The organism is Paraburkholderia jirisanensis (assembly GCF_054782355.1).
This window is the reverse complement of the sequence record NZ_BAAGSQ010000033.1, coordinates 12,716-25,825: the sequence shown is the minus strand read 5'-3', so window position 1 is coordinate 25,825 and position 13,110 is coordinate 12,716. Positions and strand designations below refer to the sequence as shown.

Here is a 13,110-nt window from a genome sequence, read left to right as displayed (position 1 = left end):
GCATCGGTGTATACGCACATCGCAGCGCATTTGCCGCGCGTTTGCCTATCCAAAACCGGGTGAAGCGGTGATATGAGTTGGTGTGCCGGTCTACCCGGCAGAGGCTGCCGGGTAGACACTGCCCGTTACGCCATTTCGAGCTGGCGCGGGCTGGTAGCCATCGCCAGCGCGTTGCGGGTCTGGTCGTCGATCTCGATCCAGCATGCGAAGATCGGCTTGCCATCGCAGCGTTGCGGCGCGCCGGCACGATGCGCATTGACGCCCATGCGCGACAGCAGCCGTTCGATGCCGAGCGGCGACACCGTGATCAGGCGTTCCGCGGCATGCTCTTCGGCACAGGCGATCGCTGCTGCCAGCATGATACGGGTGCTGGCTTCGACATCGATGATCGCGCGGCTCGAGTCGCCGGCGCGGCTCACCGAGAAGCGCGACAGTTCCCAGATGCTGTCGCTGCAAGGCGGCGCCGCGGGCGCGACCAGATGCGGAAATATTTCGGATAACAGATAAGGATTGCTGGTGGGCAACAGGCGTGCGCAGCCGTGAATCTCGCCGGCTTCGTCGATGCCGACCACATAGAGCGTGTCGTCCAGGTCGAACTGATCCTGTTCGATGCCGTCGCGTGTCGGCAACTGCCAGCCGAGTTGTTCGATGAAGATCTTGTAACGGTACTCGCCGAGCGCGCGCTTGAGTTCGGCAAGGTTCCTGCCACTTCTTGTGATGGTCGTGATCATTTCTGGGCTCTGTCACTGAGTGAGGGGGTGACTCAATTAGAGCGCTATTGGCTTTGGATAAAAACTAGCATTCTTCACAGTAAAGTCGATGTTGCGCATGGCATGATTTTTTAATTGTTCGCGGTTAGCTTCGTATTGGGAGAAAAATCCATTGGGCGCGCATAAGGAAGGGGGTGTTTGCGAACGGATAACGGCGCCGGCGAAAGCGGAGAACGGGGTGTTTTTACGCTGTATTTAGCGAATGGATGCAGTGTGAAAGTATTGTTGAGAATGTGAGATTAGTTGAATTGTTTTACCAATTCATGAGGCTGTCATTACCTGATGTGTTTACGCGTAAAGAACAAACAAACGGGGAATATTTATTTGAAAAATTCGGTGAAACGGGGGGAATAAAAAAGCGCCGTCGGCGGCGCTTTTCTGTCGATGCATCGGGCATTGTTTTAACCGCGCTGACACGGCCTCATTCGTACCAGCATGAGCTCTGCTCAAACGGATAAGGCGGCAGCGGCACCACATTGCCGCGTGTGATGCCATATAGCGCCTGCCAGTCGATCGGCATACGGTTGGCCCAGCATTGCGCCAGCACGGTGTCGACCAGGGCCGTTTCCTCGCCGGGCAGCAGCGTGGCGAAGCGCACTGCGCTTGCATGATGCACGGCTTGCACGGTGCGTGCGGGCGTACCGGGTCCGATCTCGATCAGCACGTCGCAACCATGTAGCAAATGGTTCGCGTCTGCCGGTGCGGCGAGGGCGTCGCGCCGCGTGCGCTGCAGCCAGTAGTCGGGCGTTGCATAGGCGCCCGCGTCGTCGCTGCCGTCGGCGGCGACCAGCCGGAAATACGGCGCGCGCGGCGCGCAGTCTTCCAGTGCCGCTCGCAACGACTCGCTGCCGTCGCCGCTTGCGGATGGCGATGCAACGCCTGCGTCGCGCGGCCGCCGGCGCGCGAGCCTGGCCCGCTCACACATCAGCCGGATCGCGTCCTGCTGGCTGAATACACCGGCGAGAGTCGCAGCCGCGTATTCACTGGTCTCGTCGGCGGCGAAGGCCGCGCTGACCGGCAGGCCGGCAGCCGAGAACATGGCCGCCAACGCGTACTGCAGCGAGAACAGGAAGTGCGGATAATGCGCGGCATCGGCCGCCGGCGCTTCCGTACCGGTAAGCAGTTTGCGCGCGTCGGGCCAGCCGCGCGCAGCGAATTGGGCGGCGCAGTCGTCGAAGGTCACGCGGAAATGCCCACCGCGCGCATGCAACGCACCACCGATTCCCGCATAAAGCGCTTGCCGGGCGTCGAAGATCAGTCCGACGCGGGCCTGCGACCAGTCTTGCGTGCGCCGGATCGAGCGTAGCGACGCGCTGGCGTCTCGAGCATCTGGAGCGTCTGAAACCTGGGCGGCGTTGGCTGCTTCGCCGGCGAACACCAGTGCTACCCGATGGCCGTCATGCCGCCGCTGCAGCTGTGTGGTGTAACGCAAGTCGCCGCGCCGCTCTGGGTCGTGCACGACGATCGCGCGCGTGTCCTGTTCGAGCCGGTGCAACGCGCGAACCGTATGCGCGCACAGCAACAGCGGGCCGGTATCGATCCCGCGCGCGAGCTCGCGTGGCGCCGCTTCTTCGATGATCAAATGGGCATTGCAGCCAGCGTCGAACGCGCTGACGGCCGCGCGCCGCGGATGGTCGGGTGCCGCGCTCCAGGCGGTCGCGACCGTCGACACGTAGAACGGCGACTGCACGAACAGCGCTTCGAGTTCGGCGGCGCGCGCGCCGTTGAACGGCGCCTTGACCGCGAATTTCACGCACAGTGCCGCCTTCAGCAGACTCGCGAGTCCGGACACGACACCCAGCTGGCCGACCTCGGGCCGCGTCGAATTGAACGCGCAGTAACGCTTGCGCGTGGACCATGCATCGAACACTGCCTTCAGCGCGGCAGTCTCCACTGCATCGCCGCGCGCGAGCCCGGTGCCGTGCGCTTCGAGATAGCCGATCGTGTCGGGCGCCGTGCCCGAGCCTTCATAGGCGCGTCGAATCGCTTCGCTGTAGCCGTCGTAGCTCGGTTCGGCGAATGAGCGCTTGCGGCGCCCATCGTGATTGATCGTGGAGCTGCGGATCAGGCCGAGAATTTCGTTGCCGTCGCGTAGCGCGGCATGCACGGACTTCAGCGCGACCATCACGGCACCGCTCGCCGGCAAATTTTCGGGCGGCGTGCCACCGGCTACATCGCGCATACTGCGCGCGTCTTTCGCACGCGTCGACGCCGCGGCATCCGTGTGGTTTTGCGCGAGCCGCAGCGAGGCCGCGCCGACCAGTGCGACCTGGCACTGTCCGGTAAGAATCGCCATGCGCGCCATATGCACGGCAAGCAATGCCGATGCACTGCCGGCCTGAATCGACATCGCGGGGCCGTGCAGGTCGAGCTTGTACGCGATGCGCGGCGCCGTGCGGTCGGGGCTGTTCTCGGCGATCAGTTCGGCAACCGGGGTTCGCAGCGGCGGCGACACGGCGAGGCAGCGCAGCAGGTAATACGGAAAGCCGACGCTGGCGAAGGTGCCGACGCTATCGCTGGTGATGCCGACCTGTTCGAGCAGGCGGTACGCAAGCACCAACAGGATGCGTTGCTGTGGGTCGATCGCCGCGGCCTGCGCGCGCGTGTAGCCGAACAGGCTGTGATCGAACAGATCGATGCGACCCGTGGTGCCGGGCCACGCAAGCCGTGCGGGTCCGTCGAGCAGTGCAGTTGCGTCGTAACCGGTGCCGTGGTCCGCTGCCGCGGCAGGGCTCGCCGGCGTACCGAGCGCGTTGGCCCAGAAGGTTTCCAGCGAGTCCGCGCCCGGCAGGCGCAGTTGCGCGCCGATGATGGCTACCGGGTCCATGGCGGCCCCGCTTGCTGGAAACGGCCACCGCTGCATCGGGCACACGGGCAACAGAGCGTCATGGCGAAAGCTTCGGGAAAAGTGAGGGCAGTGCGGCCGAGCATAAGAGCTGCGCGAGTGGCCGGGCACTATGAGAGTTCACAGGTGACAGACGCGCGCCGCTCTGTATTGGCGATGCGTGTTGCGCGCGATTACCGTGGAATAGAAGCAGCGTCTGAAGCGTTATGTCACCGGTTGCGGATCCGATGCGTCCCCATGCATGTGCAAGTTGTTGCGACAAGCGATAGCATCGCTTGCGATATCGCAGGAGGACGGGATCAGCAACGGACCTCTATGCTCATGTGCGCTGCTTATGCAGCGCAGTGTCATCGTGCGGTAACCCCCGGATGCTGGCATGTAAGGTGTTGAATGCCGATGCATTGCTCACCAGAGTACGGAAATGCATGAACTACTGTTGTCGTGGATCAGTGAAGTCTCGGCCAGCCGGACCGAGGCCGACGTGCTGTCGGTGTTGAACCGGGCAGCGCGTCAACTGGGCTTTGAGTACGCCGCCTACGGCATGCGGCGTCCCTTTCCGATCACGAAGCCGCAGATCATCATGGCGTCGACCTATCCTGACGAGTGGAAGGCGCGCTACATCGAAGGCCGCTATATCGAAGTCGACCCGACGGTCAGAAATGCGCTGGGTGCCGACGGGCCGGTCGCGTGGTCGGGCAAGGACAAACGAGGCGATGGTGCGTTCTGGGATGAGGCTTCGGCGTTCGGCATCGTGCACGGCTGGTCCGCGGCATCGCGCGGCGCCGACGGCACCACCGGGCTGTTGACGCTGTCGCGCAGCACCAGCCCGATCACCGCAACCGAACAGGCGATCAACGAGCAGGTGATGGTGCTGCTCGCACAAGCCGCGCATACGGTGATGGCACCGCTGCTCAATACCGGGCAGTTCGTCGAAGGCACGCTGACCGCACGGGAAACCGACGTGCTGAAATGGACCGCCGACGGCAAGACCGCATATGAAATCTCACGAATTCTGAACATCGCGGAAAGCACGGTCAATTTTCACATCAAGAATATCGTGGCCAAGCTCGGCTGCACCAACAAGATCCAGGCGGTCGCCAAGGCCGCGCTGATGGGGCTGCTACGCTAAGGTGTCGGGCAAGGGGAAACCTTGCCCGACTCGAGTCCCCCGACTCGGTAACATCGGTACTGTGACTATGATCAGTTTGCAGGCCGATGGCCTGTTTCATTGCGCCATAGGTGTTCCTCCAGAAGGTCGATGAAGCCGCGAAAAGCCTGGGCGAGGTAGCGCGGCCGGTGCGACGTTGCGATACAGCTACGTTGCGTCGTCGTGAATCTATTAGAGTCTTTTGCCACCGCGTTGTATGTCACCTTAAAGCGGGACACTTGCCCCACCTGTGTGCGGGGCGCCGGATCGCGCGACGCTGTCACGGTATGCCGTGACAGACGCGCGCAGGGTGGACTGTTCAAATGCGCTAGCGGCCATCGCGATGGCCCACATCCCCTATTGGACCTGACAGGATGGTGCGCACGATGGAACAGACCCTTACGCTGGAACAGCCCGATACCAGTGAAACCCGCGATACCCCCGCAACCGGCCAGCACGCTCGCTGGCATTTCTCAGGTTTCCCGAACTACCAGCACGCGCTGCCGGTCGACGAGATCCCGGCCAGCAAGATCACCGAGAAAGAATTTCTCGACAACTATGTGAACCGCAACCGCCCGTGCGTGCTGAAGGGCGCGGCACGGCACTGGCCGGCGTTTGCGCGCTGGCGGCAGATCGACTACCTGAAGAGCCGCACGACCAATCACAAGGTCGAGATCGCGTCGTCGCCGGGCCCGGAACTGATCGCATGGGCCGAGCCGAAGCTCAAGCAGACGCTGCTCGACAACGTCGCCGCTACGCACCGCGCGATGCCGTTGCACGATTTCCTCGACGAAGTGCCGAAACAAGGCGACTACTTCGTGCTGCCCGCGTGTCCGATCGAACCCGGCTCGCCGATGGCGCAACTCGAGGGGGATATCGGCGGTTATCGCTTCCTGCCGTCGCCGAAGCGGGCGCTGCTCTATACGCCGTATCGCGCGTTCATCTACCGCGACTCGTACACCGACTGGCACTTTCACTCGACCGACGAAACGCTGATGACCCAGGTGGTCGGCGACAAGGAAGTGTTGATCCTGCCGCCGGATAACGCGTCATGGCAGGCGTTGCTGCCGGTGATTCGCGAGAACGGTTACCTGTTCGACGTCGATGCGCGCAAGTTTCCGCAGTTCGGCCAGCTGCAGCCGATACGCGCAGTGGTGGAAGAGGGCGATGCGCTCTACATCCCGGTGTTCTGGTGGCATGCGGTCGAATCGATCGGCACCGATTTCGGTATCACGGTGGCGTCGACTTTCATGACACCGCTGCATATCAACGGCGATTTGCGTTTTCCGGCGATGCGCAAGCTGTTCCAGACCTACGTGCGCACGCGCTACGCGCCGCTTTTGCTGGGCGCGATCGCGTACTCGCTCGGCTACCGGATGCTGCGGCGCTGCCTGTCGGTGCTCGACACGCCGCAGCGCGCGTAACCCACGCGCTCGCGAAAGCCACGAAAACGGCGCAGCGGCCCATCTGCCGCTGCGCCGTTTTCGCTGCAGCAACGCCATATCGACCAGGTTTTTGCCGGCTTTGCGCAGCGCATAAAAAAAGCCGGCTTACGCCGGCCAAGCACTACGGGAACTTCAGGGAGAATCAGTTGACCGCTTCCTCGCGTGCGGTCTCGAGGAACTCCAGCAACAGCGTGTGCAATCCGTCCGGTACGCTAAACAGGCCCTCATGATTGCCGCCACGCTCCAGATGGAAACGCGCGCCGGCGATCTGCTGCGCGATGAATTGCGAGCCGCCGCAGTGCGTGGTGCTGTCGTTGTCGCCGCTGACCACCAGCGTCGGTACGGCGATGCCGTGCAGGGCCGGCATCAGCTGCGCAGCGTAGAGCCCGGCGTTCAGCCGCGCATAGCGGTACATCAGCTCGGGATTGGCGTACGGATAGAGCGCCAGATGCGCGATGCTGCGCGGCACCGTGCCGAGGATCGACGGATCGGTGAACAGCTGCTGCATCTGCCCGGCCTGTTCGCGGTCTTGCGCCGCGGTCTCCATCAGCCATTCGAAATTCTGCTGATGCTGCGTGCGCAACGACGCATCGCCAAGCTGATAGTCGCCGTACCAGAGGCTCAACGAATCGATCCGCTGCGCGAGCCGCGGCGCCGCGCACAACGCAACCGCTGCGCCGCCGCAGATGCCCATCACGTGTGCCTCGTCGAGCCCGAAATGATCCATCACCGCGACGAGGTCGCCGACCTGTGCGGCCATGCTGGTGTCGGCACGATCGAAGTCGGTGCATTCGCCGAACAGCGCGCGCGTTTCCCAGCTGACCACAAAGTAGCGTTGCGCGAGCCGCACGAACCAGTCGCGATACAGACCGAACGGCATGCCGAACGGCGGCACCAGCACCAGCGCCGGCCGGTTGCGTGCGGCTGAGGCGTACACCGAAAGGGCGGTGCCCGCGCCGACCGGCAGCCGGCTGTGCACGACGTGCGCCGCCGGCTGCACGAAGTCGAACGAGCGCACCGCCCGCAGCGCGGCGTCGCTGCGCGACGCATGAGCGAAGCCGTCGTAACGGTATTCGAGTGCCTGCGATACGGTCTCGCTGATCAGCATTTCGAACGACGAAAAATCGGCTTGCCCGGCGGGCGCGAAACGCAACCCGTCGATGCCTGCCGCTGCAAACGCAGCGCCGACCACCTCGTGCACGGCGTCGGCAGCATGCGGTTCATGCGCCGCCAGGTCGGCCAAGGCAACTGGATCGGCCGACGCGGCGGGGTCCGCCAGCAACGCCACGCGCAGCGGTCGCGGCAGTTGCGCCGCGAGCGGCCGCAGTGCGGCCACGGCGCGCAACAGTTGCGCGTTCAGGCGCGCGCCGTCCACATCAACTCTGTCAGGTATCGACATCGGTATTCCTCAAGATGCGTTTCGATGGAGCGGGAGCGACGCGCGCTTCAGTTGCGCTTGAACGGCTTGCCGCGCGTCGTATGGGTGGCGATGCGCGAGTTGTAGGCCGGCACATGGTCGCCTGCTACCTGCACCGCGCCGTAGCGCTCGAGGCTGATCTTGCCGCCGTATTCCTCGACGTAGTCGGTATCCGGATAGACCTTGACCATCGACGGCACGTAGCGCGATGCAAAGCCCATGCGCATTTCCTGCGATTTGCCGTTATGCGGATGCGACGCATGCATCAGCGTCGACCAGAACACGATGAACTGGCCGGCCTGCATCACCATCGACCGGGCCTTCGATTCATCCGGCTTCCAGTCCTTGTCGATCTGCAGTTCGCGGTAGTCGTAACCGAAGAAGCCGCGGCGCGTGCCTTCCTTCAGCACGCCGGTGGCCTGTTCCGGGTCGTACTTCATGCGCTTGGTTTCGTCGTAGTTCATGCTGTTCTGCGTGCCCGGAATGAACTGCAGCGCGCCGTTGTCGAGCGTCGCATCGGTGAACGCGGTCCACACGGTGATCGTGCCGCCGAATTCCTCGTGTTCCGGCCACAGGATCTGCGGCGTGCCGGATGCATTGGCGAAGGTGTCGGCCTGATGCCAGTCGGTGCCTTCGTCGCCCGGGTACTTCGGGAAAAACTCGCTGCGCCAGCACAGCAGGTCCGGCCCGAGAATGCTTGCGACGCGCTCGCAGATCTCCGGGCGCGTGATGTGATCGGCGAGGAAGTCGTCGTCCAGATGACGGTCGTAATTGGCGATGTTGGTCGCGCCGGAAATCGCATCGAGGTCCTGGTACACCGCGGCGCTGCGATCGAGCAGGCGCAGCCGCGCGCGCTTCCAGTGCTCGCGCATTTCTTCCGGCGAGTACAGCGTGAACGGGCCGATAAAGCCGTTGGTCCTGAACGATTCGAGTTCCTGCTGCGAGAGGGCGAACTGCCGGGTCGGCGTGTCGAGAAGTTCCATGGTCAAGCTCCTGTCAGTCGGGTTAGGCGTGGTTTGAGCGCGGATGAGACGCGGGTTCAGACGGCTTGGCTCAGCGACGAGCCGATGATCCTGGCGAGCGTCTCCACGGTGGCACCTTGCGCAAGCATGCTTGGGTCGAGGCGGGTCTTGTAGTGCGTCTTCAGCAGCGCGAGCGAGCGGATCAGGCTCAGCGACGTGCCGCCGGCGTCGAAGAAGTCGTCGGTCAGGCCGATGCCGCTCAGCCCCAGCTCGCTCCAGACCTGCAGCACGTGGCGTTCGATGTCCGACAGCGGGCGGTCCGCGTGCGTCTGGCGGCTCCATGCGTTCGTCTCGGGCGAGGGCAGCGCGCGGCGGTCGATCTTGCCGTGCGGCGTGAGCGGCAAGGCGGGCAGCAGCACATACGCGGAAGGCCTCATGTAGTCGGGCAGGTCCTGCGACGCGCGTTGCATCAGCTGGTCGATAGCGGCGTCGTTCCAGTCGGCGAGCGGCGTGTGCGGCACCACGTAGGCAACCAGACGCACGTCGCCGTCGCCATAGTCGTGCGAGTCGACGTGGCATGCGGCCACCGCCGGATCGCGTTGCAGGCAGGCTTCGATTTCCTTCGGTTCGATGCGAAAGCCGCGGATCTTCAGCTGGTCGTCGGCGCGGCCGGCGAACATGAAGTCGCCCGCCGTCGTGCGCAGCGCGATGTCGCCGGTCTTGTAGACGCGCACCGGCTGGCCCGCTTCGCCGAGCGGCAGCGTGACGAAGCGTTCGGCGGTGAGTTGCGGCTGGTTCAGATAGCCGCGCGCGACACCCGGGCCTTCGATATACAGTTCGCCCGGCACGCCGTTGGGCACCGGCTGAAGCTGCGTATCGAGCAGATGCATGTGCAGGTCCGGGATCGCCACGCCGATCGCGCTGCCTTGCGCGTCTTCGATATCGGCGCGCGACAGACGCTTGTACGACACGTGCACGGTCGTTTCGGTGATGCCGTACATGTTGATCAGCGCCGGCTGCGCATCGCCATGGCGTGCGAGCCACGGCTTGAGCATCGCGAGGGTCAGCGCTTCGCCGCCGAACACGATGTGCCGCAGCGCGAGCGGCGCGCCCGACGCGCGGTCGGCCTGGTCGAAGTTGCGAAACGCGGACGGCGTCTGGTTCAGCACGGTCACGCCGGTCTGCGCGACCAGCTGATGGAACTGGGCCGGCGAGCGCGACACGTCGTACGGCACCACCACCACCTTGCCGCCGAACAGCAGCGCGCCCCAGATTTCCCATACCGAGAAATCGAAGCCGATCGAATGGAACATCGACCACACGTCGTTCTCATCGAAGCCGAACCACGCATGCGTTTCCTCGAACAGGCGCAGCACGTTCGCATGCTCGATCATCACGCCCTTCGGGTTGCCGGTCGAACCCGACGTGTAGATCACGTAGGCGAGGTCCTGCGGCGTGCAGCGGACCGCGATGGGTTCTTCGGCGCGCGTGAGGTTGTCGGGGGCGACCAGCTGGTCGACCGCCAGCGTGTCGATGCCGTGCGCGCCGATGGCTTGCACGCTGCTGCCGGTGCCCAGCACCAGTTTTACGCCGCTGTCCTTCAGGATGTAGCGGATGCGCGTCTCCGGATAGGTCGGGTCGATCGGCAGATACGCGCCGCCCGCCTTCAGGATGCCGAGCAGGCACGCGATCATGTCGATGCTGCGCTCCATGTACAGGCCCACTAGCGCGCCGCGCCCGACGCCCTTGCGCACCAGTTCGGCGGCGAGGCGGGACGACGCGCGTTCGAGTTGCGCATAGGTGATCGAGCGCTCGCCGTCGGTGGCGGCAAAGCGGGCGGGGAACTGCCTGGCGCGGGCGCTGAAAACTTCGGGAAGCGAATCCGCAGGGAATCTGAACCCGCTGGTCGGATCCGCCGCGTTATCGCTCGTAGACATCTGCATTGCTGATTCTCCTAAAGGGTGAAGAGGGGCGCGCACCCTGTCACCCGAAGGTCGAGGGTTGTCGCAGCGCTTCGTCCGGCTGGCGCGAGAGTCCTTGGACACGATTGATTTAAGCATCGGCAAGCGGCGCGGTATGTCACGGCATTCGGGGACATCGGGGCACCTGCGTGCGTGTCACGGATTGCAGTGACAGACAGCACATGCGCGGGATGCTGCAATGGGCGGGCGTGTTTTCGGGCTGCCAGCGAGGGTGCCAGGCGAAGGTGCCAGGTGAGGGCCGCCAGGGTCGGGCGGCAGTGGCCGTCCGATCAATCCAGCAACCGTCTACGAGGATGTCCATGAATGGGAGGAAGCGATGAATGCGACCAGCAAGCAGCAGCACACCGCGTTCGACAGCGCTGCGCAACAGGCGCTGCTACAGGTGTCGGCTGCGCAGTTCGGCGCGTCGGTGACGCTGTCGCAGTTGAGCGGGCAGCATACTTTTCCGGTGGTGATCGAGCCGGTGGGCGAACTCGACCCGGTAGCATGGGCGGCAGAGCACCGCGGCGACGTCAGCGATGCGTTGTGCCGGCATGCGGCGCTGTTGTTCCGCGGTTTCCAGCTACCGGCGCCGCCTCATTTCGAGGCGTTCGCCGAGGCGTTGTCGCCGGGATTGCACGGCACCTACGGTGACCTGCCGAAGAAAGAAGGCGGCAAGAACATCTACCGCTCGACGCCGTACCCCGAGCAGCAGATGATCCTGTATCACAACGAGAGCTCGCATCTGGAGAGCTGGCCGCGCAAGCAATGGTTCTATTGCGAGCAGCCGTCGCTCAAGGGTGGCGCGACACCGCTGGTGGACATCCGCCAGATGATCGGCGCGCTGCCCGCGGAGGTGGTCGAGCGTTTCGAGCAGAAGGGGCTGATCTACATCCGCACCTTCACGGAAGAGCTGGACCTGTCGTGGCGCGAGTTCTTCAAGACCGATGAGCGCGCCGAGGTCGAGGCGCGCTGTCGCGCGGTGGGCACCGAATTCAGATGGCTCGACGGCGACGCGTTGCAGATGCGTACCGCGTGCGCCGCGGTGATCCGCCATCCGGTGACGGGCGAGCGCGCGTTTTTCAATCAGGTACAACTGCACCACCCATACTGCCTCGGGCCGGGCATCCGCGAGGGGCTGCTGGATCTGGTCGGTCTGGAATACATGCCGCGCAACGTGTGTTACGGCGACGGCACGCAGATCGACGACGAAACGATGGCGCTGATCGGCAACGCGTACGAGGCCTGCGCGGTGCGTTTTGCGTGGCGCAAGGGCGACGTCGTGATGCTCGACAACATGCTGACCGCGCATGCGCGCGATCCGTACGAAGGGGCGCGCAAGATCGCGGTGGCGATGGGTGAAATGATGACGCGCCCGGAACTGGAGAAGCTGATGGGTGCGTGAGATGGTGTGCTGAACCGATTGTCTGAAGAAGGGGGTAGACCCGCGGCACGAGCGATCGTCCGCGGGTTTTTATTTTCATGCCGGTGTGGCATCAACGCTGGCAAGCAGCGCAAGGCCGTTCCCGGGACCGATAGGGTGAATTCCTGTCGGGTAGCTCACCTTGTCAGCGATGATGAAATGATAAGCTATCCGATTTGTCTAGCCAGATAGAAGCCAGACGGATCGCAGCGCTGCGTCATTCACCCGGCGAATCAGGGAGAGGGATTACCGGGGGCGTCGCCTGTCGCGACACTGGCACGGCAGGTCGCCTTCGGGCTCGCTCGACGGCGGATTGGATAGATGGAAAAGTATGCCCGTTTCGGGTATAGTAATGGAGTTGAATGGATATGAAAGTCCTCAAGCGCAAGGACTTCGCACGGTGGCAGGCAGGCGAGAAACTGCCGGATGCCGCTCTTTGCAAGGCGGTCAAGGAAATGGAAAGCGGTCTGATTGATGCGGACCTGGGTGGCTTCCTTTACAAGAAGCGGGTTGCACGTCCAGGCGGCGGCAAGAGTGGCGGATACCGCACGTTGCTGTCGGCGAAAATCGGCAGTCGTTATGTGTTCCTGCACGGGTTCCCTAAAAGCGACAAGGCGAACATCACGCAGGAAGAGAGAAGGGCACTGCAATATGCCGGCAAGGTGTTCCTGACGCTGCCCACAGTAGCGTTGTCGAAGGCGTTGCAGGCGGGCGTGTTACTGGAGGTGTGTTGTGAAGAGCAAGATCATTGAATCCCTGCGGGACGACCTGGCCGCATTGCATGAAGCGGGTGCAATCAACAAGGTGACGATGCGCGAGTTTGACGCGATCAGCCCACCGCCAGTGCGGGAGTTTAGTGCCGACGACATCAAGCGTCTGCGCGAGCGGCTGAAGTTCAGCCAGCCGGTGTTCGCGCATCATTTACACACCACCGCATCGACAGTACGCAAATGGGAACAAGGCGACACGCGCCCCGCCGGTCCCGCCCTCAAGCTGCTCAACATCATCGCTGACAAGGGCTTGCAGGCCATCATCTGATCGAGCCGCCGGCGTGTTCCAGGGTGCGCGCAAGATCGCGGTGGCGATGGGTGAAATGATGACGCGCCCGGAACTCGAGAAGCTGATGGCGTGAGATGGTGT

Annotated in this window: 10 protein-coding genes; 5 read left to right on the top strand and 5 right to left on the bottom strand. The window is 63.7% G+C overall.

Features of this window, described 5'->3' with window-relative positions; translation table 11 throughout:
• Positions 1-125: 125 nt before the first annotated feature.
• Together ACYVNQ_RS32225 and ACYVNQ_RS32220 are read right to left on the bottom strand one after the other, a co-directional pair.
• Positions 126-731, bottom strand: coding sequence for an acyl-homoserine-lactone synthase (locus tag ACYVNQ_RS32225; protein WP_460908711.1), 606 nt, complete (start codon positions 729-731; stop codon positions 126-128).
• A 460-nt stretch (positions 732-1,191) separates the two neighbouring features.
• Positions 1,192-3,597 (bottom strand): beta-ketoacyl synthase N-terminal-like domain-containing protein, encoded by a 2,406-nt coding sequence (locus ACYVNQ_RS32220; RefSeq protein WP_460908709.1) that lies wholly within the window; start codon positions 3,595-3,597, stop codon positions 1,192-1,194.
• 439 nt (positions 3,598-4,036) lie between these two features.
• Between ACYVNQ_RS32220 and ACYVNQ_RS32215 the strand changes: the two genes are divergently transcribed.
• Together ACYVNQ_RS32215 and ACYVNQ_RS32210 are read left to right on the top strand one after the other, a co-directional pair.
• On the top strand, positions 4,037-4,744 hold the full coding sequence (locus tag ACYVNQ_RS32215) for an autoinducer binding domain-containing protein (protein WP_460908707.1): 708 nt from the start codon (positions 4,037-4,039) through the stop codon (positions 4,742-4,744).
• Positions 4,745-5,148: 404 nt separating this feature from the next.
• A complete protein-coding gene (locus ACYVNQ_RS32210; RefSeq protein WP_460908706.1) occupies positions 5,149-6,186 on the top strand; it encodes a cupin-like domain-containing protein in 1,038 nt (345 codons plus the stop codon).
• A gap of 163 nt (positions 6,187-6,349) precedes the next feature.
• Here ACYVNQ_RS32210 and ACYVNQ_RS32205 read toward each other — a convergent pair whose 3' ends face one another.
• The 3 genes from ACYVNQ_RS32205 to ACYVNQ_RS32195 are packed head-to-tail and all read right to left on the bottom strand — an operon-like array spanning position 6,350 to position 10,529.
• On the bottom strand, positions 6,350-7,606 hold the full coding sequence (locus ACYVNQ_RS32205) for an alpha/beta fold hydrolase (RefSeq protein ID WP_460908704.1): 1,257 nt from the start codon (positions 7,604-7,606) through the stop codon (positions 6,350-6,352).
• A 47-nt stretch (positions 7,607-7,653) separates the two neighbouring features.
• Positions 7,654-8,607 (bottom strand): syringomycin E biosynthesis L-threonyl-[L-threonyl-carrier protein] 4-chlorinase SyrB2, encoded by a 954-nt coding sequence (syrB2, locus tag ACYVNQ_RS32200; protein ID WP_460908701.1) that lies wholly within the window; start codon positions 8,605-8,607, stop codon positions 7,654-7,656.
• A gap of 56 nt (positions 8,608-8,663) precedes the next feature.
• Positions 8,664-10,529: an amino acid adenylation domain-containing protein gene (locus tag ACYVNQ_RS32195; RefSeq protein ID WP_460908699.1), complete on the bottom strand. Its 1,866-nt coding sequence runs from the start codon at positions 10,527-10,529 to the stop codon at positions 8,664-8,666.
• A 355-nt stretch (positions 10,530-10,884) separates the two neighbouring features.
• Between ACYVNQ_RS32195 and ACYVNQ_RS32190 the strand changes: the two genes are divergently transcribed.
• The 3 genes from ACYVNQ_RS32190 (at position 10,885) to ACYVNQ_RS32180 (ending at position 13,008) form a co-directional block, all read left to right on the top strand.
• Entirely contained in the window at positions 10,885-11,952 is a 1,068-nt protein-coding gene (locus ACYVNQ_RS32190; protein ID WP_460908697.1) for a TauD/TfdA family dioxygenase, read from the top strand.
• A gap of 386 nt (positions 11,953-12,338) precedes the next feature.
• Complete coding sequence (locus ACYVNQ_RS32185) at positions 12,339-12,722, top strand: type II toxin-antitoxin system RelE/ParE family toxin (RefSeq protein ID WP_460911161.1); 384 nt, start codon at positions 12,339-12,341, stop codon at positions 12,720-12,722.
• On the top strand, positions 12,703-13,008 hold the full coding sequence (locus ACYVNQ_RS32180) for a helix-turn-helix domain-containing protein (RefSeq protein WP_460908695.1): 306 nt from the start codon (positions 12,703-12,705) through the stop codon (positions 13,006-13,008). The genes ACYVNQ_RS32185 and ACYVNQ_RS32180 overlap by 20 nt, the downstream gene beginning before the upstream one ends.
• Positions 13,009-13,110 lie beyond the last annotated feature (102 nt).